Source organism: Aquimarina penaris (genome assembly GCF_040786285.1).
GTDB lineage: Bacteria > Bacteroidota > Bacteroidia > Flavobacteriales > Flavobacteriaceae > Aquimarina.
Genome location: NZ_JBFMKQ010000001.1, coordinates 1,920,825 through 1,945,803 on the forward strand (window position 1 = coordinate 1,920,825; position 24,979 = coordinate 1,945,803).

At 34.0% G+C, this 24,979-nt stretch carries 18 protein-coding genes and 1 riboswitch; of the genes, 5 read left to right on the forward strand and 13 right to left on the reverse strand.

Going from position 1 to position 24,979, the window contains the following annotated elements; translation table 11 throughout:
* Positions 1-57: 57 nt before the first annotated feature.
* Positions 58-2,658 (reverse strand): ATP-dependent chaperone ClpB, encoded by a 2,601-nt coding sequence (clpB, locus tag ABW637_RS08020; protein WP_367584132.1) that lies wholly within the window; start codon positions 2,656-2,658, stop codon positions 58-60.
* Between the two features lie 202 nt (positions 2,659-2,860).
* On the opposite strand from clpB, the gene ytxJ reads away from it, so the two are divergent.
* The gene (gene ytxJ / locus ABW637_RS08025) at positions 2,861-3,256 is read left to right on the forward strand and encodes a bacillithiol system redox-active protein YtxJ (RefSeq protein WP_367584133.1); all 396 of its coding nucleotides are present in this window, start codon (positions 2,861-2,863) and stop codon (positions 3,254-3,256) included.
* Positions 3,257-3,298: 42 nt separating this feature from the next.
* Here the strand turns inward: ytxJ and ABW637_RS08030 are convergent, their stop codons facing one another.
* From ABW637_RS08030 to ABW637_RS08040, 3 genes are all read right to left on the reverse strand, one after another.
* On the reverse strand, positions 3,299-4,573 hold the full coding sequence (locus ABW637_RS08030; protein WP_367584134.1) for an Nramp family divalent metal transporter: 1,275 nt from the start codon (positions 4,571-4,573) through the stop codon (positions 3,299-3,301).
* Between the two features lie 167 nt (positions 4,574-4,740).
* A complete protein-coding gene (locus ABW637_RS08035; protein ID WP_367584135.1) occupies positions 4,741-7,623 on the reverse strand; it encodes a TonB-dependent receptor domain-containing protein in 2,883 nt (960 codons plus the stop codon).
* 185 nt (positions 7,624-7,808) lie between these two features.
* Positions 7,809-8,969 carry a FecR family protein gene (locus ABW637_RS08040; RefSeq protein ID WP_367584136.1) on the reverse strand — a complete coding sequence of 387 codons (1,161 nt, stop codon included), beginning with the start codon at positions 8,967-8,969 and terminating at the stop codon, positions 7,809-7,811.
* Positions 8,970-9,090: 121 nt separating this feature from the next.
* On the opposite strand from ABW637_RS08040, the gene ABW637_RS08045 reads away from it, so the two are divergent.
* Positions 9,091-9,669 carry an RNA polymerase sigma factor gene (locus ABW637_RS08045; protein ID WP_367584137.1) on the forward strand — a complete coding sequence of 193 codons (579 nt, stop codon included), beginning with the start codon at positions 9,091-9,093 and terminating at the stop codon, positions 9,667-9,669.
* Positions 9,670-10,096: 427 nt separating this feature from the next.
* Here ABW637_RS08045 and ABW637_RS08050 read toward each other — a convergent pair whose 3' ends face one another.
* On the reverse strand, positions 10,097-11,284 hold the full coding sequence (locus tag ABW637_RS08050) for a hypothetical protein (RefSeq protein ID WP_367584138.1): 1,188 nt from the start codon (positions 11,282-11,284) through the stop codon (positions 10,097-10,099).
* Positions 11,285-11,392: 108 nt separating this feature from the next.
* Entirely contained in the window at positions 11,393-12,673 is a 1,281-nt protein-coding gene (gene fahA / locus ABW637_RS08055) for a fumarylacetoacetase (RefSeq protein WP_367584139.1), read from the reverse strand.
* A 542-nt stretch (positions 12,674-13,215) separates the two neighbouring features.
* Here fahA and glyA point away from each other — a divergent pair.
* The gene (glyA, locus tag ABW637_RS08060) at positions 13,216-14,490 is read left to right on the forward strand and encodes a serine hydroxymethyltransferase (RefSeq protein ID WP_367584140.1); all 1,275 of its coding nucleotides are present in this window, start codon (positions 13,216-13,218) and stop codon (positions 14,488-14,490) included.
* Between the two features lie 68 nt (positions 14,491-14,558).
* On the opposite strand, the gene ABW637_RS08065 is transcribed toward glyA, so the two are convergent.
* From ABW637_RS08065 to ABW637_RS08085, 5 genes are read right to left on the reverse strand one after another with little or no spacing between them, the layout of a single operon-like run.
* The gene (locus ABW637_RS08065; protein WP_367584141.1) at positions 14,559-15,164 is read right to left on the reverse strand and encodes a carboxymuconolactone decarboxylase family protein; all 606 of its coding nucleotides are present in this window, start codon (positions 15,162-15,164) and stop codon (positions 14,559-14,561) included.
* Entirely contained in the window at positions 15,151-15,681 is a 531-nt protein-coding gene (gene lspA / locus ABW637_RS08070; protein WP_367584142.1) for a signal peptidase II, read from the reverse strand. The genes ABW637_RS08065 and lspA overlap by 14 nt, the downstream gene beginning before the upstream one ends.
* Before the next feature lie 57 nt (positions 15,682-15,738).
* Complete coding sequence (locus ABW637_RS08075; protein WP_367584143.1) at positions 15,739-16,227, reverse strand: hypothetical protein; 489 nt, start codon at positions 16,225-16,227, stop codon at positions 15,739-15,741.
* Positions 16,228-16,276: 49 nt separating this feature from the next.
* Complete coding sequence (locus tag ABW637_RS08080; protein WP_367584144.1) at positions 16,277-16,816, reverse strand: GNAT family N-acetyltransferase; 540 nt, start codon at positions 16,814-16,816, stop codon at positions 16,277-16,279.
* Positions 16,817-16,836: 20 nt separating this feature from the next.
* Positions 16,837-18,384, reverse strand: coding sequence for a hypothetical protein (locus tag ABW637_RS08085; protein WP_367584145.1), 1,548 nt, complete (start codon positions 18,382-18,384; stop codon positions 16,837-16,839).
* Positions 18,385-18,752: 368 nt separating this feature from the next.
* On the opposite strand from ABW637_RS08085, the gene lpdA reads away from it, so the two are divergent.
* Positions 18,753-20,159, forward strand: coding sequence for a dihydrolipoyl dehydrogenase (lpdA, locus tag ABW637_RS08090; protein WP_367584146.1), 1,407 nt, complete (start codon positions 18,753-18,755; stop codon positions 20,157-20,159).
* A gap of 62 nt (positions 20,160-20,221) precedes the next feature.
* On the opposite strand, the gene ABW637_RS08095 is transcribed toward lpdA, so the two are convergent.
* Complete coding sequence (locus tag ABW637_RS08095; RefSeq protein WP_367584147.1) at positions 20,222-20,461, reverse strand: CDGSH iron-sulfur domain-containing protein; 240 nt, start codon at positions 20,459-20,461, stop codon at positions 20,222-20,224.
* A gap of 254 nt (positions 20,462-20,715) precedes the next feature.
* A riboswitch (cobalamin riboswitch) is annotated at positions 20,716-20,908 on the forward strand.
* A gap of 175 nt (positions 20,909-21,083) precedes the next feature.
* Here ABW637_RS08095 and metE point away from each other — a divergent pair.
* Positions 21,084-23,402 carry a 5-methyltetrahydropteroyltriglutamate--homocysteine S-methyltransferase gene (gene metE / locus ABW637_RS08100; protein ID WP_367584148.1) on the forward strand — a complete coding sequence of 773 codons (2,319 nt, stop codon included), beginning with the start codon at positions 21,084-21,086 and terminating at the stop codon, positions 23,400-23,402.
* A gap of 87 nt (positions 23,403-23,489) precedes the next feature.
* Here the strand turns inward: metE and ABW637_RS08105 are convergent, their stop codons facing one another.
* Complete coding sequence (locus tag ABW637_RS08105) at positions 23,490-24,863, reverse strand: DUF3179 domain-containing protein (protein ID WP_367584149.1); 1,374 nt, start codon at positions 24,861-24,863, stop codon at positions 23,490-23,492.
* Between the last annotated feature and the right edge of the window lie 116 nt (positions 24,864-24,979).

The window sequence follows — 24,979 nt, forward strand, 5'->3', positions numbered from 1 at the left end:
GAAAACAATCCAATAATGTGCTTTCTGTTTTTGGTGTTTTTTAAGTATATAATTGGTTTATTGTACCAGATCAGCTTGATTTCTAAATACTAAATTGTCATCAAACTCATCAAGAAGGATTATATCTTCTGTTGATACTTTACCCGCTAGAATTTCTTTAGATAACTTGTTTAATACTTCTTTTTGTATAGTACGTTTTACAGGCCTGGCACCAAACTCTGGTTGAAAACCTTTCTTAGAAAGATAAATAATGGCCTCATTAGTCGCTTCTAAAGTGATGTTTTGCTCTGCGAGCATGTTCGATACATTTTTTAATTGAAGTTTTACAATTTCTTTAATATCAGCTTGCGTTAGCGGATAGAACATAACGATATCATCAATTCTGTTTAAAAACTCTGGACGTACAGATTGTTTTAACAAACCTAAAACTTCGATTTTGGCAGTTTCCATGGCGGTATCCATATCTTTTATAGCCTCGAGTTTATCCTGAATGATATGGCTACCCATATTACTGGTCATGATAATAATTGTGTTTCTAAAATCAGCAGTTCTTCCTTTATTATCGGTTAATCGACCTTCGTCTAATACTTGCAGTAGTACATTAAAAGTATCCGGATGTGCTTTTTCTATTTCGTCTAACAAGACTACCGAATAAGGTTTTCTTCTTACCGCTTCGGTTAATTGTCCTCCTTCGTCATATCCTACATATCCAGGAGGCGCTCCAACTAATCTGCTCACGGCATGCCGCTCCTGGTATTCACTCATATCTATACGGGTCATAGCACTTTCGTCATCAAATAGATACTCTGCAAGAGCTTTAGCTAATTCTGTTTTACCTACACCGGTAGTACCCAAGAATAAGAAAGATCCAATAGGTTTTTTCTGATCCTGTAGCCCTGCACGACTGCGTCTTACGGCATCACTAACAGCTTCAATAGCTTCTGCTTGACCAACTACTCGTTTTTGGAGCTCCTTTTCAAGAACCAAAAGTTTTTCGCGCTCACTTTGTAACATTTTGGTTACTGGTATTCCGGTCCATTTTGCTACAACCTCTGCAATATCATCATTAGTTACTTCTTCTTTAATTAGAGAAGAAGCGCTTTGTTGTTCGTCTAATTGCTTTTGCAAGGTGTCTAATTTTTCTTGCGCTTCTTTTATTTTTCCATAGCGTATTTCGGCAACTTTTCCGTAGTCTCCATTACGTTCTGCGCGTTCAGCTTCAAGTTTATATTCTTCAATGTTGGTTTTGGTATTTTGTATAGCGTCTACAACTTCCTTTTCACTTTGCCATTTGGTAAAAATCTCATTGCGTTCTTCTTTGATGTTTGCAAGATCCGCATTCAATGCTTTTAACTTGGTTTCATCATTTTCACGTTTTATGGCTTCAATCTCTATTTCGAGTTGCATTATCTTTCTATCTAAGACATCAAGTTCTTCGGGTTTAGAATTGATTTCCATTCGAAGTTTTGAAGCAGCTTCATCCATTAAATCAATAGCCTTATCGGGTAAAAATCTATTGGTGATATATCGTTGTGATAACTCTACGGCAGCAATAATGGCTTCATCTTTAATACGTACTTTATGGTGTGTTTCGTATTTTTCTTTAATTCCGCGTAGAATAGAAATGGCGCTTTCTGTATCGGGTTCATCAATGGTTACTTTCTGAAACCTTCTCTCGAGTGCTTTATCTTTTTCAAAGTATTTTTGATATTCATCTAAAGTGGTAGCTCCAATGGCCCGAAGTTCTCCACGTGCCAAAGCTGGTTTTAATATATTTGCCGCATCCATAGCTCCTTGGCCACCACCGGCACCCACCAGGGTATGAATTTCGTCTATAAACAATACAATATCTCCATCACTTGTAGTAACTTCTTTTACTACAGATTTAAGGCGCTCTTCGAATTCGCCCTTAAACTTAGCTCCTGCGATCAAGGCTCCCATGTCTAATGAGAAAATTTGCTTGTTTTGTAAATTTTCCGGAATATCTCCGGCGATAATACGATGTGCCAGCCCTTCTGCAATGGCAGTTTTACCAACACCAGGCTCGCCTACCAACATTGGATTGTTTTTTGTTCTTCGCGAGAGAATTTGTAATACTCTACGTATTTCTTCATCACGTCCAATCACCGGATCAAGCTTGCCGTTTTCTGCCATTTCGTTAAGATTTTTGGCATATTTGCTTAGTGCCTGGTATGTTTCTTCGGCGCTTTGAGAAGTGACACGTTCTCCCTTTCTGATTTCTTTTATAGCTTCTGTAAGATGTTTTTCGGTTACTCCCTGATCTTTTAGAATTTGAGCGATTTTACTTTTAGATTTAAAAATGGCAATTACTAAATGTTCAATAGAAACATATTCGTCATTCATTTTTTTGGCGATGATACTAGCTTCATTTAACGATGTTCCTGCTTCTCTGGATAACTGTAATTCTCCTCCTGTAACTTTTGGAAAACTCTCTAAAGTACTATCTAAAACTTGTTGTAACAGCGTAAGATTTACATTTAGTTTTTTGAGTAAAAACGGAAGTACATTTTCGTCTACAGTAAAAATAGCTTTGAAAATATGCTCATTTTCAATTTGCTGATGACCATATCCTTGAGCAAGTTGTTGCGCTTGCTGGATGGCTTCTTGTGATTTTATAGTGAAATTATTAAAATTCATTTGTTTATATTTTGAGTTTGATTGAAGAAAATCAAATAATATTCCTCTTTCAGAAAAGCGTCAAAATGTCTTGTTGTTAGCTAGTTTTGCTGACTTTTTGGCTTATTGTAAAGTTACGGAAATCATAACGACAAAAATTAATAATAATCAATTATATAAATCAATTACTTAAGTTTGTAATAAATTTAGTTAAGGAAGTACAATGGGAATATTTGGTAAAATATTTGGTTCTGAAGAAAAAGAACCTAAAGAAGAAAAACAAGCTTTGCCATGGCAAGAGCTAAAATCAATAGAACAATTAAACGAAATAGAAAAAGCTTCAAAGACAAAAACTCAAGCTATTTTTAAGCATTCTACACGATGTGGAATTAGTAGAATGGTGATTCGTAATTTTGAAGGTAGTTTTGATCTTACAGAGAATGAAGTCGATTTGTATTACCTTGATTTATTAAATTATAGAGATATTTCTTCTGAGGTAGCAGCCAGGTTTCAGGTGTTTCATGAATCTCCACAATTTATTGTGATTCGTAACGGAGAAACAGTGCATCACTCTTCACATAGTGCAGTTACCCCCCAGGTGTTACATCAGTTTGTTTAGTGCACACTAGAAGGTTTTGTTTTAAATATTTTTAAGAAGCCTTTATTTCAAAAATTGAATGTAGAGATAAAATAGTGCAAAGCCTGTTAGAAATAGAATACCAAGATAACTAATCAATTTCATAAATGGTTTTGGGGTTGATTCCTTATTTATATATATTTTACTTACTAATTTAAAATTAGCAATTGCAACCAAAGGAGCGATCAAGAAAGATATGGTAGTGGCTAAATCAATTAGACCTTTAAATTGTCCTCTAAAGAAAACTGAAATTGAAAGCGAACCAATAGCTAAGATAAATAAGGAGCCAAGATATATCTGTCTGTAATTTTGTTTTTTATCATTCCTACTATTTGAGGAAAATAATAGTTTTGTAGTACGTTGAAGCGTTCGTGCATATCCATCAAACACCCCTAAGCTTGTTCCCAACATAATAGAAAAAGAGGAAATTGCTATAATCAAATAACTCCAATTACCAATAGTAGTAGTATATAATCCAATTATGTTGCTAGCAAACCCTACACTGTCCCTGGGTAATGTTTTGCCGGTTCCGAAAACAAGGTAAGCCCCAATAATCAAAAAGCAAATTGCTAAAAATGCAGATATCCAATATCCTAGATTAAAATCGAACAATGTTTCTTTTAATGTTGGATGATATTTAGTCGATTTTATTTTTTCTACTGTCCATAAACTGATCCAGGTTGATAGATCTAATGCCGTTGGCATCCATCCCATTAGTGCAATTAAAAATAAAATCCCTGTATCATCAAAAAGATCTGGAGCAACAAAAGATTCAATTCGAGCTGCTTGACCATTAATCAGGGTTAGTACAAATACGGCTATAGTGGATATGAATAATAACAGTCCTATAACTTTAATGATACTATCTAACATATTAAATTTTCCAAAAGCCAGTACACTAAAACATACCAAAAAAACTAATACCACAGGAAATGATTTGAATGCAGGCCAGAGCCCTGATAACCCAAAAAGGTTATCCATAAAACCTGCCGTTACAAGACCTACCGCAGCAGAAACAAAAAACATAGAGGCTATGGTAACTATAAAGTACATCCACAATGCAAATTTCCCTAATCTCTTATATCCGTCTATGAGTGTTTCTCCCGTTGCGTTGGCATATCTAGCTCCATATTCAAAGAAGGGAAACTTTAAAATATTGGTAATTACGACAATAAATAGAAGGGTAAAGCCATAATTGGCTCCGGCTCGAGTACTTTGAACCAAATGAGAAACACCTATGGCAGTGCTTGCAAATAAAATACCAGGTCCAAGAGCTTTCTTAATTTTGTTCCAATTCATAAATTATTTAATGTATAAACCAGGTGATGTTGTTAAGGTTAAGGAAGTTTAATATCAAGTTGAGTGCAGTCGAAACCTATTTATTGGTAACGATGATGAGTTCTTGACTGCGCTCAACTCGACAATTGACTACTAAACTCTTAATTTAACGATATGGATAAACTGGGTTAAAATGAATAGGATAAAGTGGCGTAATAATTTCTAGGTCTCGCATATATTCCGTTTTCGTAACCTATAGCGGTGTTTGCGTCACCTCCAATTAAATATAATTCGTCTGTTAAATTTTCTACCCCAATGATGAATTCCCAATGTTTTTTGGCATTAAACTTTAGAGAAGCATTTAATGCAGTATGACCATCATCGAAAACAAAATCACTATTTTGAGCTTCAAAATCAACTCTTGATTTATAGTGGCCGTCTATTCTTGGGGTAAAACTACCAAAGGATACGGGGATTTTATAGGATCCTCCAAAGGTTAATGTATGTTCTGGAGTCAAAATAAAATTATCATCTTCTGTAACTGTAACACCTTCGATAAGATCTTTATATTCTGCATCGGTATATCCGTATCCGAGATTAACGAGAATTGAAGAGGAGGGAAGCCAAATAATTTCAGTTTCTAACCCTTTAATTTCGGCATCCCCGGCATTGGTTTGAAAAGTCGCTATAGATCCCGGTGGATTAGCGGCAATTTGTAGGTCTTTATAATCTGTATAGAAGAATGCTGTATTGAATCTAAGTTTTTTTACTTTCACTTTTGCTCCCAGTTCATAAGATGTAACTGTTTCTGGGGCAAATTGTGGTAAATCACCATCACCGTCGCCATCAAAATCATTAGAGGGGTCATCATAAAAAGAAGTATTGGTAACTCTCCATTCAAATCCACCAGATTTAAACCCAGTCGAAACAGTACCATATATGTTTAATGCTTCAGAAACTTTATATGCTGTGTTAAATCTCCAGGTTACTTGATCAAAGGTGTTTTCTTGCCAGATTTTATCGAGTAAACGCCTTGGGTTTGTATCTGCATCCCGTATTCCATCAGGAACGTTGGGAGCATCTCCTAGATTAACACTAGGATCTCTAAAAGCATCTGGTCTCGCTTTCTTTGTTTCGTTAGTATATCGTAATCCTCCGGTTATTGATAACTTATCCGTTATCTTGTAGGTGGCTTCTCCGTAAATCGCATAATTACTGTTTTCTACCAAACCACCTAAAAATACTGGATAAGCGACATTTTGTAAAGCGCCTGTAAAAGAAAGAGAATTGTCAACATCTTCTATAAAATAAAACAACCCTGTTACAAAATCAAGTTTATCGTTTGACTGGCTAAAACGTATATCTGCACTAAACTGATCTTGCTTATAGATGTCCCTGTTTTCAAAAATGTTTAGTGGAGATCCATCTGTTTGTCTTGCAAATTCGGCATCTAAATTTCTATAGGCTAGAATTAATTTCGCATCCGAATTCTCTCCTGTTTTGTATTTTAAGTTAAGCGATGAGCCCCAGGTGTCAATATCATTTTGAGAAAGTGAAGTCTCACCGGTCTTGAATGGCCCAAAATTCCATCTTTCATCATAGATATCAGTTCCTGCAGAAGTATCTCCTGGTATATAGCCTGATGCTGTAGAGGTAGGGGAGGCAGCAGCATTAGTATTCCATAATTCAGGTAATAATCTATCATCATGAAAGAATAAATTCTGTTCTGCAGCAGATTCTTCTCTTTCGGTGGCAAAATCGATGATGAATTTTGCAGAGAATTTACTGGTTGGTTTTTGATAGTCTAATTTAAGTCTTGCACCATGTGAATTGTCATCACCTAAATATGAATCTTCTACAAATACCCTTTCAACATACCCTTCTCTATTTCTTCGTATTACATTAAATGTAAAACCAAGACTTTCAGATAAAGGTCCGCTTATTCTAAATGTGGCATCATTTCTTGAATAACTACCCCCCGTAAGACTAACTTTTCCTTTTAATTCTTCTCCCGGATCATTTGATATAAGAGATATAGCGCCCCCTATAGAGTTTCTTCCAAAAAGTGTTCCTTGAGGACCTCTAATGACTTCTACGCTTTTTAAATCTGCTAAATCTAGTACTGCGCCAACGGTTCGACCTAAGTATACTTCATCTACATAAATACCAACCCCGGGGTCTGCAACGGGTACATAATCATTCTGACCAATCCCCCTAATATACACCACAGCAGCAGAACTTGATCCAGATACTGTACCAGTTGTACTAAAGGTAAGATTTGGGGCAATATCTCCAACTCCAGATATGTTGGTAACTCCCATTTCTTCTAAAACTACTCCTTGAACCGCCGTAATAGAAATTGGGGTATCTTGAACGTTTTCTACTCTTTTTCTCGCTGTAACCACGATGTCATCCAAAGAAAATCCTTCTTCTTTTAAAATAATTTTTAATTCTTCAGAAGACGAAACAATATTTATTTCTTTAGATTCAAATCCCAGGTAAGAAATTACCAAAACGGTATTAATACTTGATACAGTGATAGAAAAATTTCCTTCAAAGTCTGTTATAACACCATTCGTTGTTCCTTTTTGTATAATGCTAGCCCCTTGTAAAGGAGTATTGCGGTTGTCTAATACTTGTCCTTTAATTTCTAACTCTTGCTCTTTTTTATTATCTATTTTATCTTTTTTTGTTGAATGAGTTTTATGTAGTGTTTTTTTGAGTAAAATTTTACGGTTATCTATCTCGAAGGTGGTCTGAGAATTAGAAAAAAGTGTATTCAGGATTTCTTTAACTTTTTTCTTATTAACTTTTAAAGTTACTCTACGATCTAAATCGACAGCTTTTGTATTAAAAACAAATTTAAATTCGGTTTGAGATTCGATTTCATCAATTACTTGCATTACAGTCACATTTTTCATATCCAGTGACAATTTTGTATTCTGCGAATAACTATTATTTGCCTGCATGGTGAATATTGCGAGAAAAATTAAAAATAATGATATTTTCATTTTTAAAGTAAGCCTTAACTTTCCTAGAGAATTACTCTCGGATTTTAATAATTTTTTCATAATTTTAAAATGTTTAATTTGTGGTTTACACATTGGTGTTAGATCACTTTATCCAATCGGAAAGTGTGGCAGCATTTTCCGATTTTTTTTACTGAGTTAGCATGACTAAAATCTTATAAAAAGAGATTAGTACGAATCATCCGGTTTGTTTTTATTCCATTTTTTTCATATTTATCTAGTTACAATTATTCTATGATTACTTTATTATTTATAATTTGGTAGTTGATCTGATGAGCTTTGTTGAAATAATGTAAGACCTCATTAATTGTTTCTCTATCGATTTCAAAACTTGCATTAAAAGTTTCTTTTCCTAAGTCTTTATTGTTATTGATGATAGTGATATTGTATTGACGCTCAAGTTTTTTGATGATATCATCAAATGGTGTATTTCTAAAAACAATAGTGCCTTTGATCCAAGAAGTATATATTGAAGTATTTACATTTTGAGTAGAAATGGTATGCTTAAAATTATCAAATGTTCCTTTGGATCCAGGTTTTAGAATAACATCCTGTTTGCCTTTGGATTTATTTTCTGAAGAATTCAAGCTAACCGATCCTTCTACTAATACAATTTCTGTTTCAATATCATTAGGATATGTTGATACATTAAATTTGGTACCCAGTACTTTTACATCAAGTCCCTGAGCTTCTATTAAAAATGGATGTTTTTCATCTCTAGAAACATCAAAAAAGGCTTCTCCTTCAAGAAATACTTTACGAGGGTTTCCCGGAATAAATTGTATTGGATATTTAATAGAACTTCCCGAGTTTAGGAAGACATGAGTTCCATCAGACAAAACAATATCAAAACGTTTTCCATAGGGGATAGTCAAAGTGTTATATTTCAGTTTTTCTACAGTTACCTCATTATTATACACTAATCGCGTTCCTTCTTGCTGCATAACTATAGTCCCAGAAACATCAGTGACTTTAATATCTCCATGTTCAGAAATTACTTGTATATCTCCATTTTCCATTTTTAAGGTAATTGTTTTTTCCTCTGGAATTAATAATGTTTCATTATTATTTAAAATACCTTGTTGAAGTAGATAGCCTATTCCTAAAAATAGTATGGCTACGGCCGCATATTTGTACAAAACTCTTAATCGACTGTTATAGAACAAGCTCTTTTCTTTTCTAATTTTAGTCAGTAGATTTTCTTTTATTTCATCTAAATTAGGGTCATGTATACCCAGTGTAATTGCATAATGAGTCTTGGCATAGTCTTTAAAGATAGATTGATTATTAGGCTTTTTGATCCAGTCATCTAATATCTCCATCTCATCACTAGAGATAGTTTTATGGAAGAATTTTATAAGAAGTTTTTCTATCTGAGGAGAAATCATAATATTTATTAACTTTATACTAGTAATACAAAGCGGAATACAAATACCCTTACTTTTTAGTTGTTTTTTTGAAAAATTCTTATGTTTTTTAGAATTAAACTGAATTATTAAAAGTTTTTATGTGGAATTTAAAAATGATTATGCTTTAATAAAAGCTCTTAAAAAAGGAGAGGAAAAAGCTTATATATTTTTATTGGAGAAATACCATCGGAGGTTACATGCTTATGCATTGTCTTTAATTGGAAACCCTGTTGTTGCACAAGATATAGTGCAAAATGTGTTTGTAAAAACCTGGCGATTTCGAAAGAAGTTAAATAGCGATTGTTCGATTAAAAGTTTTTTATTTAAATCGATTTATAATGAGTTTTTAAATACCTATCAAAAAAATAAGTCAACGATGTTACTTCAATACAAGTATATTGAGTCACTATATGAGGTAGCTGAAGGTAGCAATGAATCTGTTTTGGAGATTATGATTGAAATTGTAAATCAAGAAATCGAAAATCTTCCCCCCAAATGCAAAAGGGTATTTATGTTAAGTAAAAAGGAAGGTCTAACAAATGCTGAAATATCTGAATTTTTGAATGTTTCTATAAAAACGGTAGAAGCTCAAATTACTAAATCTTTTTCCTTGCTTCGTGAAAAACTTGGAGACAAATACAAAACTATCTTGTTTCTTGTATTTGCAAACAATAAATAACTTCTATTTGATGATTTACTCGATAATCGAGATTTAAATGCTCCGAGGCTTGCCTCGAAATCAAAATTATTTTCCAACCCATGCCTCGCGGGCTTGCCCAGAGGTAGTTTACTTTTTTTGTTGAGTTAGAATTGGATATAAAAATTGAGTTTACCTAAATAAAGGAGGTTCTCCAGAACTTTTTACAAAACTAAATATCCCCTTTACCTAATATTATGAAAATTATTCATCTTCATCTGGCCAGAATGTACCTGGTGGTAATAATGAGCAATATCACCTTTTTTAAAAAGTAGTTTTCCTTTCTGATATTTTTATAAAACCGCACCTGTATTATGTACAGCACCTTGATCAATCATTATATCAATATAATTTCTTGCTACAGAATTGAAAACTACTTTTTGTATTCAAAAGCTTTGAAAGCTTTATCTTATTTAAAACGATAACTGGTAATTATGCTTTTAAGTTTATTCTTTAAATCTTCACCAGAATCATAAACCATTTGCTCATTAGTAGGGAATTGTACCGCTTGCAACCCTAAAAAGCGAATTAAATCGTCATCCAAAGCTCGTTTATCTCCATTATAATTTGCATAGATATGTTCAAAAACATATTCGCTGGCTATAGGAAATGATTCTAAAAGCTGCTTTGTTCTTAAATTTTTATATTGAACATTACCCACAACATTTGCGGCTTTAAACTGGGTAAATTCATAATATTCGCAGACTACAGTCACCATTTTATCTACTTTTACTTTATTACCTTCTTCATTAATAACAATCTCATCGTTTTCATCTAGTAGATATTCCCATCCATCTTTGACTTGCTTTTCTCTTTCTAACTGGCGTTCTTTTACACGTTCTGGAGAAATGTTTATTTCCCTCAATGTAACTTCCATTGCATAGTCATATTGTATTGTACGTTGTGGTTTGCTATGATACACAGTCCATAGGTCATCAAGCCCATAAGTGCCAAAGTTTAGTAAATCGGCTTCTAATCGTCTAGGGATAATAACATCAGTTCTGTTTTTCATAGTTACCCTTACGAAATCAGTGCCTTTTAAATGAGCTTCTTCAATTAGAGCCCGGGTATCTTTGTAATTAGGTGTAATCTTATCTAAATACACTAAGTTGTCATACACCTGTCTGTAGTCTGTTTTTCTATTAGCAGAGGCTAGTCGTTTTTTGGCCGTATCGTATAGATATCTGGAAAGCTTATCTTTTGTGGATATAATTTTTTGATCATAATTGTCCATTCTAAAATTAGCATTACGACCTTGCTCGACATGATAAAGAGGTAACAGGGGTTTTATACGTTCTTGTCTGTTTTTTAAAGATACATAGGTGTTATAAGTTTGCTCAAGATTAGCAGGGTTTCCTTCTTTTTCAAGGTACTTAACAGCGTTTATATCTCGTTCTACAACTTTAGCATAGGCTTCTTCGAGCATAAGGATATACGGCTGTTTTCCTTTTTTCCCTTTATTAGTTTTAAGCTTGTTTAAAGCGATATTAATTGCCTGATCATAATTACCCGTATTAAGCGCTGTTTGAGTTTTCTTAACACCGCTACAGGAAAAAGTGAACACTAGTATAAGTAATAAATGTAGTAGTTTTTTCATGTCTATACCATTTTGATTTGGGTCATAAAATCAATTTTGATGCCACAAAGTAATAAAAAAAACCTCGAAATCTAATTTTTCGAGGTTTTATAGTAGTTTGCAATAGTTTTATTTTTTAAATACAGGTAATAATTTGGTGGATACTTCTCCAAAACCAATTCTTACTTTGTCTTTTTCACAGAACCCTCTCATAATCACGGTATCGTTATCTTCAATAAATTTGCGACTACCACCAGATTTTAATTGAACCGGTTTTTCTCCTCTCCAACTTAATTCTAGCATAGATCCGTAAGAATCTTCTGTAGGCCCCGAAAGAGTACCACTACCCATCATATCACCCGAGTTAACAGGGCAGCCATTAATGGTATGATGTGTTAATTGTTGAGCCATATTCCAGTACATATGCTTAAAATTGCTTTTAGATACGACGGTTTCTTTTTCCTTTTCAGGTTGTATAGCAACTTCTAAATGTATATCAAAACTCTTTTTACCCTTGTATTGAAGATATGGAAGTTGCTTTTTTAATGGTTTTGGCCCATCTGTTCTAAATGGTTCTAAGGCATCTAGAGTAACAATCCAGGGGGATATCGAAGAGGCGAAATTTTTGCCTAAAAAAGGACCAAGAGGTACATATTCCCATTTTTGTATATCGCGAGCACTCCAATCATTAAATAATACCAAACCAAATATATAATCTTCGGCTTCTTCAATAGGGATAGGTTCTCCCAGTTGATTGGCATCAGTGGTAATAAAAGCCATCTCAAGCTCAAAATCAACTAATCTTGATGGTCCAAAAATAGGTTCTGTTGCGCCATTAGTTAATTTTTGACCCTGCGGGCGGTGAATAGGAATATCCGAAGGGATAATAGAGCTACTGCGGCCATGGTATCCAACAGGCATGTGCAACCAGTTAGGCATTAAAGCATTTTCTTTGCCTCTAAACATGGTACCCACATTAGTCGCATGTTCTATGCTACTATAAAAATCTGTATAATCACCAACATTTACAGGGAGCTGCATTTCTATCTCATCCAGAGTAAAAAGAACAATTTTACGATGTTCTTCATTGTTTTTTAAGGCATCATTTTCAACATCAAAAATATCAGCAATTCTATTACGTACCAACCTCCATGTCTTTTTTCCATCAGAAATAAAATCATTTAGAGAATCTTGCAAGAAGATATCATCTGTTAACGGGATTCCTTCAAAATAACCTAATTGATGAAGCGCTCCAAGATCAATAGCAGTATCTCCAATACGGGTTCCAATAGTGATGATGTCATCTCTGGTTAGAAATACTCCGAACGGAATATTTTGTATTGGGAAATCTGTATTTGAACGAGTTTCGATCCACGTTTTTCTATCTGGATAATTTGCAGTTATGGGCATTGTCGTTTTTTTAATATGTTGTTGGTAATTCTTATAATCAAATATATAATTTTCGGGCGGTTAAAAGTTTCTAATTATGTGAAAAATATTTAAAATAATGATAAGATTTACAAAGTTTCAAGTTTTAAGTTTCGGGTTTGAGGTTTTTATGTAATAAAATAAAGAGTAAAGGGTATTATAATGGTTGAATTTTATAATAAAAAATTGGTGGGTTACAGGTTCGAGTGAAAACCCTACAATTTTATTGCAACACTTTAGTATTGCGAAAAAGAAATAGTATTTATTTTTAGTTAAAAGCTATTAGTTTTTAAGTGTGTTTTCGATTAAGGATTAATAAAAAGTAAAAGACAATGTACGGTGTACAAAAACCCTTGTGCTCTATGTACAGGTAGGTTTTATATTCAAGCTTAAACCTGAAATCTGAAACCTAAAACCCAAAACCTAAACTGTGAACAAGTTGTTTATATTTATTAGGGTTTGTTTAAGCTGAATTAAGGAATGTATTTCCTACTTTTGCTCCTTTATTAACAAACTAAAAAAACATGCAACGCGACGAACAAATTTTTGATTTAATCCAAGACGAAAAAGAACGTCAAATTAACGGGTTAGAACTTATTGCTTCAGAAAACTTTGTGAGTGAACAAGTAATGGAGGCAGCTGGATCAGTATTAACGAATAAATACGCCGAAGGATATCCTGGTAAGCGATATTATGGTGGATGTGCTGTAGTAGATGTCGTTGAACAAATTGCTATTGACCGTGCCAAAGAATTATTCGGAGCAGAATATGCAAATGTGCAGCCCCATTCAGGTTCTCAGGCTAATACAGCAGTATACCATGCTTGCCTTAAACCTGGTGATAAGATATTAGGGTTTGATCTTTCTCACGGAGGACATTTAACCCATGGATCACCTGTAAATTTCTCTGGTAAATTATATAAACCTGTTTTTTATGGAGTAGAGAAGGAGACAGGAAGATTAAACTATGATAAAATTCAGGAAATTGCTACTGCAGAAAAACCGCAATTAATTATTGCTGGAGCATCTGCATACTCTAGAGAGATAGATTATAAAAGATTTAGAGAAATTGCTGATAGTGTAGGGGCAATTCTCTTTGCAGATATTGCTCACCCGGCAGGATTAATTGCTAAAGGAGTAATTTCAGATCCTATTCCGCATTGTCACGTAGTAACCACCACCACACATAAAACACTACGTGGTCCAAGAGGAGGACTGATCATTATGGGTAAAGATTTTGAAAACCCTTTTGGTATTACCTTGAAAAGTGGTAAGAAACGTATGATGTCTTCTTTATTAGACAGTGCAGTATTTCCCGGAAATCAAGGAGGCCCATTAGAACATATTATTGCAGCTAAAGCTATTGCGTTTGGAGAAGCATTAACCGATGAGTTTTTACATTATATCGTACAGGTAAAGAAAAATGCCGCGGTTATGGCCGAGGCATTTGTACAAAAAGGGTATGAGGTGATCTCTGGAGGTACCGATAATCACATGATGCTAATCGACCTAAGAAATAAGAATGTGACCGGTAAGCAAGCTGAAGAAGCATTGGGAGTGGCTGAGATTACTGTAAATAAAAACATGGTCCCATTTGATGATAAATCACCTTTTGTTACTTCAGGAATTCGTATTGGAGTTGCAGCTGTAACGACCAGAGGATTAAGAGAAAATGATATGTTGGCTATTGTAGAGCTAATTGATAAGGTAATTAACAACGTAGAAAATGAAGAAGCACTGCATGCAATTGCAGATGATGTTAATGCTATGATGGCTGATAAACCACTGTTTGTAGGATAATTTCTGCAAAGACTTGACTAGTCCTAAATAATCGATACAGATTATTTAGGACTAGTCAAAATAATGTTTTATGAATGGCTCCAATTCTCGGGATCATCACTTTCATTAGGCGAAAGCCCGATGATATCACCATCAGTATTTACACCCAAGCCTACTACTGTTCTATTTACATAGTTAAAATAACTTACTACTTGATTGATTTCTAGTATTTCGCCATCAGATAGTTTTTGTTCTCTAAGCGCATGGATATCTGCATCTTTTATAGTGTGATGTGATAACGTTAATTGCTTTGTATACTTTAAACCGGCCAGGTATTGATATTTAAAATGAAGCTCTATCTGATCCGTAATTAGACAAGATAAAATTTCTTGAAATCTGGAATCATCATTGATTAACCGTTTTAATCCGGCGGCATGATGATCTACACAGTAACTACATTGATTAAGGTGGCTAACATAAACTCCCAAAGTCTCTAGATACCATTTGGGCAAGGTATTATTTGAGTTGTGTAACACGTTTTTGTACAATCCCATGTGTCCCACAAGTGTATGTGGTCGTAAACTATGAATAGATAATACGTTGTCGATAGTATTATTAGGGCCTTTTATGCGGTCATATATTTTTTTGAGTTGCCCGGTAGCATCGTTATATGATATTTCTTTAATCCAGCTCATCTTCTTGAAGTTTTTGTCTAAAAAAAGTTTCGTCTTTACTAAAAAAAGCACTTAGAAGCACTAGAATAGATCCAAACATAATAGAAACATCGGCCATATTAAATATTTCAGTTCTTATAATTCCCAGATCCAAAATCAAAAAATCTGTAACCGAACCATAAACAATGCGATCAAAAAGATTTCCAATTCCACCACCAACAATAAAAGTGAGTCCTATAATTGTTGTTTTTGAGTAATTTATTTTAATGAGTATTAGTCGTAGTAATATTAATAAAATAAGTACAGGTAAGATTTGTAATAGAAATATCTTTACTATTGGGGTAAGATTAGAACCTAAACTATAAGCAGCACCTGTGTTTTCTACTTTGGTAAGTACGAAACTATCTTTAAGAACCTCTATACGTTCATTAGGAGCGATGGTTTTTCGAATTACGCTTTTAGAAATCTGGTCACAACTTATGTTTAAAAAGACCAAGGATAGAATGAATATAATTCTTATTTTCTTTGAAACTTCCATTAGTATTTACAAATAGGGGGATGAATTTTTCAAAAATAATAGAAACTATCAATTATTCTAGTGTTTCCAGTATTTTTTATACTCTGAAAGAAGAAAAGCAGCATCATATCGTTCTTTATTTACACTTTTATTCTCATTAGAATCATAATCTAAAAATATTTTCCAAGTATTGTTTTCTAGTTTTAGAACCACATGAAACTGGCCATAAGAAAATTTTGACTGATTTTTATCATCTGTATAGGATACTCTATAAATTCCTCGGTCCGAAACTAAAGAATCTGAGTACACCCTTTCAAAAAGCCTAAAATCAATAGGTGCAGGTTTTCTTTTTGGATCAGCCCATCTTTTTTGATATCCTTTTAAGTATTTTTGGGCGTATTTAATTTGTCCACCATCTCCAGAAATTCTAATCATGTTTTTGCTATGTATAGAAGCAAACAAGTTAAAATCCAAAGTTTCATATGCTTTAGAAAAGTTCTCATACATATCAGCATTAATTTTTGCATGGACGGACTCGTCTTGTGCAGTAACTGTATATATTATCAAAAATATTGCAATCAGTAGAGTTGATATACTTTTAAAATTGACCATTTTATCAGGAAGTTCTTAGTTTTTCATATAAAACACAAGATAATAAATCTTTGTAATCATTCAACTTAGGATGTTCAAAGGTTTTAATTCGTTGCATCCCTACTTTTTTCATTACATGCTCCGATTTTTTATTAATTTCGGGAGCAACAGAATAGATTTTTTTCAATCCCACTTTATTAAAACCAAAATCAAGACAAGCTAGTGTTCCTTCGGTAGCATATCCTTTGCCCCAACTACTTTTTTTAAGACGACAACCAACATCTACAAAATTTTCTAGTTCGTCTAAATAGGTTTGTTCGCATAGACCAATAAATCCAATAAATTCATTGCTTTCAAGAATGTCAACAGCAAAATAACAGAACCCTTTTTGTTTTTGCATTTCTTGCATTCTATGTATAAAATCCAGAGTATTTTGTTTAGAGGGTTTAAAAGGAAAAAACTCCATCACATCGTCATCATTATTGATTTCGAATAATGCCTCGGTATCATTAAATGTCCAGTTTCTAAAACCAAGTCTTTTAGAGGTGAAGATGTAGTTTTTCATTAGATTTCGATTTAAATGCCTTATTCAAAAGCGGCACTCTCATAGGCTCCAATATCTGGGGCTGATGCACTTCTAGGCACTCCTAAAATATCAACTCCCGATGTAGAGATAGCTGCACGACCATTTGCCGGAGAATTATCATCGATAGTAAGCATATTTTCAAATGGTGCTTTAAAAGCAGGATCTTCATTTAAGATGATATTTTCAAACAAATCGGTATTAGTAAAATTATACAAGGGATTATCTGTAAAACTATCATCAAAGTCATTAAATCGAATCAGGCAATTTTTAAAAGAATAATTAAAAGCGGTGCCATCTAATTTGCTAAGTATAAGTTCAATATCCTGGTCACCATAGATAATACAATTCGTAAAATTTGCTTCTACCAGATCAGCAATGATGATTTCGGTTTCACTAACTTGTAAGTTGTTGTCTATCAATACTGTTGGTAGTTCTCTAAAATCGGGTCCTATACTAGAATAATTTGCAAAAGTACAGTGGTTAAAGTTGTAGACACCTCCTAATGAGCAATTAAGGGATACTTGCCCGGCATTATTAATCACCAGGTTTTCACCCTCTACATTGGCAGCACGAGCCAAAAGTCCTACATTAGAACTATTAAAAATCTTTGTATTGGTGATGCTAAGTGCTGGAGTAGCCCCCCCATTATTTGAATTCATAAAAACACCTACTGTAGCATTTTTTATGGTAGCATGATTGATGATATGACCTGTACTTCCTGGGGTAAACCATATGGTTCCCCATTGTCCGGGGACATCACTAAAAATAGGTTCGAGGCGGTCTCCTTCAAAAATAACTTCGTTTTCCATACGTTCAGGATCCGTGCTAATATCACCATTTACGAGTAAAGTTGCATTATCGGCAGCAATTATACCAGAATTTGCATGAAAATGTACTCTTGCTCCGGCTTCTATAGTAAGAGTTTTATCATTTGGGATCACCGCATAACCATAAATAACATAGGGTTTTTCGTTGGTAAAAATCAATTCTTCGTCTGATAAAACATGAGCAGATATTGTAGCATCTCCAACCGTAACACCCTCTATAGTACATACTTCTTCACCATTGATCACCATACAATCTCTATTAGGTTTAATAAATACCGCATCTTTTACCAAAGTAACCAAATCAACGTCTTGTTGATTGCCTCCTTGGTCAAACAATATACGATCGGTATATAAAAACTCGGTATCTGTAGTCTGATTTGAGATATCAGTAGTCGTTTCTACAAAAACAAAAATACTATCCTTTGCGAGAACCTGTATGTTCTCGAAAGATTTTCCGGGAATCCCATCGACATTAAGCCTGTAATTCGAATTTTCTCCTCGTTCTAATATAATAGAAGGGATGGTAAAATCATCACCAGTTCGATTATACACTTTAAAGCTATAAGTACTAGAACCTATATTTGTAAATACAGTATCTAGAAACAAAGTATCCGTAGAAAATTGAAGATTTCCTGTACTAGGGCCGGATTCAAAATCTTTACGGCATGAGCTCCATAGAATAATAACCAGAAGTAAAAAAAGAGAAAATAAATAACGCATATTAGTGATGGATGGTCTTTATGTTATGATAAAAAGGAACAAAATATCAAACTGCAAAGTAGCAAAGATTTTTGTTTTTTAATATTAATGTGTGATTTCATTTTTTTAGTAAAGCATTTTCTTATTCACACATTAATTAAATGTATAACTTTTCAGTCAAGCTAATATTGCTTTGTATTGAAAAAATGACAAGATCAGTACTTCGGTAAGAAGTAAAACATTTGTACATTTGCTTTTCTTAGTGAAATTCTATTTTGAAGAATTGTGTTTGGCATATGTTCAAAATAGTTTATTGAACTAATCCCGCTTTAGAGCGGGATCTTTTTACTATTTATTGAAAGTATAATACGACAACATAATAATCTATTATGAGTACATATGATGTAGCCGTGATTGGCTCTGGGCCTGGTGGATATGTGGCCGCTATTCGATGCGCACAACTAGGTATGAAAACCGCAATAATCGAAAAATATTCTACACTTGGTGGAACCTGTCTTAATGTAGGGTGTATTCCTAGCAAAGCATTATTAGATTCTTCTCATCACTATGAGCATGCTACAAAGCATTTTGCAGATCATGGTATAGAAATACCTGGTGATGTAAAAATCAATCTCGAAAAAATGATTGCTCGAAAGCAAGCAGTTGTAGATCAGACTACAGGAGGTGTTGATTTTTTGATGAAAAAAAATAATATAGACGTTTTTGAAGGCTTAGGTTCTTTTAAGGATGCTACTCATATTAATATTGCTAAGGCAGACGGTAAAGTAGAAACCATTGAAGCAAAAAATATAATTATTGCTACAGGTTCTAAGCCATCTACCTTGCCTTTTATCAAGCTGGATAAAAAGAGAGTAATTACTTCTACCGAGGCATTGAAGTTAAAAGAGGTGCCAAAACATATGGTTATTATTGGTGGAGGAGTTATTGGTCTTGAATTGGGACAAGTATATCGTCGTTTAGGAGCTGATGTTTCTGTGGTAGAATTTATGGATAGAATTATCCCGGGAATGGATAAAGCCCTATCCAGAGAACTTCAAAAAGTAATGAAAAAGCAAGGAGTTAAATTTTATACTTCGCATAAGGTTACCAATGTAAAAATTACAGCAAAAGAAGTGACTATAACGGCAGATGATAAAAAGGGGAATCCGGTAGAGTTTAAAGGAGATTATTGCTTGGTGTCTGTTGGCCGTAGACCGTATACCGATGGATTAAATGCCGAAGCCGCTGGAGTTAAACTTAATGATAGAGGGCAAGTTGAGGTAAATGATCATTTGCAAACCAGTGCAACTAATATCTACGCTATTGGTGATGTAATACAAGGAGCGATGTTAGCTCACAAAGCCGAGGAAGAAGGTGTGTTTGTAGCAGAAACGTTAGCCGGACAAAAACCGCATATTGATTATAATTTGATCCCTGGTGTTGTGTATACATGGCCAGAAGTTGCTGCCGTTGGTAAAACAGAAGAAGAATTGAAAGAGGCAGGTATAAAGTATAAATCAGGACAATTTCCGTTTAGAGCATTGGGTAGATCAAGAGCTAGCGCAGATTTAGATGGTTTTGTAAAAATACTTGCAGATGAAGCTACTGATGAGGTACTTGGAGTGCATATGATTGGAGCTCGATGTGCAGATCTAATTGCCGAAGCTGTTACAGCGATGGAGTTTAGAGCTTCTGCAGAAGATATTTCGCGTATGTCTCACGCGCACCCAACCTTTACTGAAGCAATAAAGGAAGCAGCACTTGCTGCTACAGAGAATAGAGCATTACACGTGTAATACGCTAAAAACAAAAATTAGACGAAAAATCCTGTTTTACTCATAGAACAGGATTTTTTTATTTAATTTTTATGAGACCCGTCGCAGTACGGAGGGTTACCTGTTTGTTTGCAAGTACATAAGTACGCTTCTCTAGCTTCTTCTACACTAAATATCATAGGATTTGTTCCTCCTTCTTTTTTATGATTCCCGTTGCAAAATGGTTGGTCACTACTATGTCCGCAACTGCACCAAGCATAGTTTTTGCCAGCTTTTAGGTCACAAGCAATAGGCGCATCACCTCCTCTTATATTATTTTCCATAGTTTTGATTTTATCACTTTAAAATTATTAAATCTGAAGTTAAGATTGGTTTTAAATTAAGTGAACCTCTGATTTCAGAAATTACTGAAAGCTTTTTCGAAATCATTTAATTAAAGTCGTTCGGTTAAAGAATTAATAGGGATTGTTTTATCTATGAGGTAAATATTCAATAATATAGTTTTTGTCATGGTTTTCATAGATGTATTAGATTATTTGAAGTATTTTTATAAGAAATAAAGTTCTTTACATAAAATTTTTCATCAACCAATATAGGTTTTGCTTCATTGTGAATTAATAGGGAATCGTGTGTAAATCATGAGCTGTCGCGCAACTGTAAGTAACCATATAGTTTTTATCAACATAAATCCACTGTTTTATTGCTTTAAAATGGGAAGGAAGATAAAAATGTTATAAGCCAGGAGACCTGCCTAATATTGAATTGACTATGCTTTCGCGGTTTGAAGCTGGAGTTAAGTTGGTGCCTAATTTCATTTTAAAAAATAGTTTTAAAATGAAATATCTTCTTATGGCATTATTTTAATTTTTGTTTTACATCGAAAAGCATATTGAGTTTATATAAAGGATTTTAAGAATTAGTATTAATTTTTAAAATTGTAAAACTATGCTTACACACAATCTGGGCTACCCGCGTATTGGTAGTAAAAGAGAACTTAAAAAGGCTTCAGAACAGTATTGGTCTGGAAAAACTACACAGAAAAACCTGTTACAGGTCGGAAAGAACATTCGACAAGAAAATTGGTTGTTGCAAAAAAATGAAGGTATCGATTTGATTCCGTCAAATGATTTTTCATTTTATGATCAGGTGTTGGATATGTCTATGTTGGTAGGGGCAATACCCAAACGATTTAATGATTTGGTTTCTAAAAAAGTTTCTTCCTTAGACTTATATTTTGCGATGGCCAGAGGGTATCAAAAAGATGATTTAGATATCACTGCCATGGAAATGACAAAGTGGTTTGATACTAATTACCATTATATAGTTCCCGAATTTTATAAGGATCAAGAATTTAAAGTATCATCCACTAAAGTTATTGATGAGTTTTATGAGGCTAAACAGTTAGGTGTTATCACCAAACCGGTTTTGATTGGCCCCGTATCGTATTTATTATTAGGAAAAGAAAAAGAATCAGGTTTTAAAAGAATAGAACTAATACATAATATATTGGCTGTCTATATTGAGGTTCTAGAAAAGTTATATGACCTTGGTGTAACATGTATACAATTCGATGAACCTTTTTTAGCACTGGATATTGACGAAGAAGTGAAATTAGCATATCAACTTGTATATAAAAAGCTAAAGACCAGGTTTCCCGAAGTTAAGTTTATGATTGCTACCTATTTTGAAGGTGTCATACAAAACCTTGACCTTATATCAAATTCATTAACCTTTGATATTTTACATATTGATTTGGTAAGGAATTTAAAACAGTTTGATGCTGTTTTAAGAGAACTCCCAGATACAGTTCAGCTATCATTAGGGATTGTTGATGGAAGAAATGTTTGGAAAAATGACTTCAGAAAATCGTTAGAAGTAATTTTTGAGGCTGTAAGGAGTAGAGGAGAAGAAAATATTCTAATTGCCCCTTCTTGTTCGCTATTACACTCACCTTGTGATCTTGATTTAGAGCCAGATAGCGATAGTTTAGTGCCCGAAGTAAAACAATGGTTGTCTTTTGCAAAACAGAAACTAAAGGAAGTGACTATGCTAAAGCAACTTACTTTTTCTCCAGAAGACGAAAGTATCTTAATTAAATTAGATAATAATACTGCATGTATTTATAGTAGACAAACTTCGGGTTTGATTCATAGTGCTTTGGTTAATGAACGTGTAAAAAATGTAACAGATCAAGATGCTAATAGAAACTCTAATTTTGCTGCAAGAAAAGAAAAACAAAAAGCTTCTTTGAACTTACCTTTATTTCCGACGACTACTATTGGATCTTTTCCGCAAACAAAAACAATCCGTAGTTGGAGATCAAAATTTAAGAAAGGAGAGATTTCTTTTGAAGAATATACGGGTTACTTAAGAGAAGAAATTAAGCAGACCATTAAAATACAGGAAGATTTAGGATTAGATGTCTTAGTACACGGTGAGTTTGAACGAAATGATATGGTTGAATATTTTGGAGAAAAACTTAAGGGCTTTGCTTTTACAAAATACGGATGGGTACAAAGCTATGGTTCGCGATGTGTGAAACCACCAATTATTTATGGTAATGTTGATCGTCCGGCTGCAATGACTGTAAAATGGTCTTCATATGCTCAATCATTAACCTCTAAACCAGTTAAAGGAATGCTTACCGGCCCGGTAACGATATTACAATGGTCTTTTGTGAGAGACGACCAACCCAGGGCTAAAACTTGCCTCGAAATTGCATTAGCGATACGTGATGAAGTCAAAGATCTTGAGCATGCGGGGATTAGAATTATTCAAATAGATGAACCCGCAATAAGAGAAGGGTTACCATTATTAAAAAATGAATGGCAAGAATATCTAGAATGGGCAATTAAGGCTTTTAGAATCTCTGCAAGCGCTGTACAAGATCAAACACAGATACATACTCATATGTGCTATTCTGAGTTTAATGATATTATTGATCATATCGCCAATATGGATGCCGATGTAATTACAATTGAGTGTTCTAGATCGCAAATGGAATTATTAGATGCCTTTGCAGATTTTAAATATCCGAATGATATTGGTCCGGGAGTATATGATATTCATGCACCTAGAATTCCAAATAAGGAGGAAATCGTAAAACTAATGTATAAAGCCCAACAATTTATCCCTGAAGAACAATTATGGGTTAATCCTGATTGTGGATTAAAGACCCGTGGATGGGAGGAAACAAAAAAAGCTCTTATTGCCATGGTACAAGCTGCAAAACAGCTAAGAGCTCAAGTGCCACAAACAGTCTAACTATAATAACCAACCTAAATATTATGTTTAGACTAAAAATGACCTCTAGCAATAGGGGTCATTTTGATACTTGTTTTTTTACTTACGTTATTTAATCAATTTTACTTCAGGAAAAGCAGCTTTATAACCAAACCAAAATGCATTATGGGTAGGTAGACGTTTGAGTGTGTTCTTTGTTATGGTGTTTTCTATCTTACTTTCGTGTAACTTCCAAATATTTCCATTGGTATCAGTAGCCATAGATTCTTTATTATAGGACGCAAATTCAATATCATTGGTAAAATATACACGATGTGCACCGCTTTTATCAGTAAATACAGTAAAGTTTTTATTTGCAATTGCACCTTGATAAACAGAATTTCTTTTTAGAAATTTGGAAGAAATTGCTATGTTTTCATTGGTTTCAGAAGGAAGTCGTACAGAGAGGATTTCTTGTTTATTGGCTAACCTGTTATCCTTTTTTGGGATGGTAAACATTAATTCATCTGTCGAAAAATAATCTCGATATGCCACACCCTCGCTATAATCCCTATGATGCCCTGTTTTTTTAGATAAAACGGTAGTTTCTGGGTGTCGTTTTTTCCATGCTCCCCAGGTAGTGGTGACTACACTAAGGTATTCTAATTCAATTCCCTTTCCTACAAGGGGGCCAATAACTGGTTTTCCCCATAGCGTATTCCATAAAGATTGTGTTTTTTGATCATACATTAATTTGTTTGATCGATATAAAAAACCACTTGTGCCTAAATTGTATTGTATGCCATCTTTTTCTGTTTTGTACAAAATTACAGTTCCGCATAGGGTGCAATATACCCCAGCAACAGGTATATTTCCGACTTGATCGGTAAACATTTCATGCCAGGCAAGAATTCGTTTAGGGTAGGCGCGAGTATCACCGTTTACCGAAATACCAAAAACGACATCATTATCATCTAAATACGTAGCTTGATTAGCTGTTATCATTTTAGGATTACGCAATGGCGGAATACCGTCCTGAGCAACACCACCCCAACGCACTTCATCTAATCGAATAGTAGATTGATGCTCGCGATCCAAAAAATAAGTATCGAAACGAGCGTCAATAGCTTTATGCAAGATGGCTTTAAATCTATAATAAGAAGGGCGATATGAAGGTTCTTTATTCCAGATATAGTCATACCATAAATCAAAGTCTCGTGGGTACCATTTTTTAGTTTTCTTTTGAAGAATACTAAGAAGTTTGAGAGAAGTAGAAGGGCTTCGAAGAAAATACAATGATTCTATAGCAAGTATTTCGAAATGTTCAGACCAATGGTGTTCAATATACTTTAGTGCGCCTTTATGAACCTGGGTATCTCTAGAGGTGAAAAAATCCAGAAAATACTCATAATCCTTTTTTGCCGGGTCATTATTTACTGTATCCTGGCTAAACGAAAAACCAGTATTTATGAGAATAACCAATACCAATACAAATCGTATCATCCGACGCGCTTTTTATAATAAGTCGAATTAAAAAGATAATCTCTACAAGATCAATTAAATTTGTTGTCGAATACGAGCTATGTTTTGTACAATGTGTTGTTCGTAGTTTATTTAAT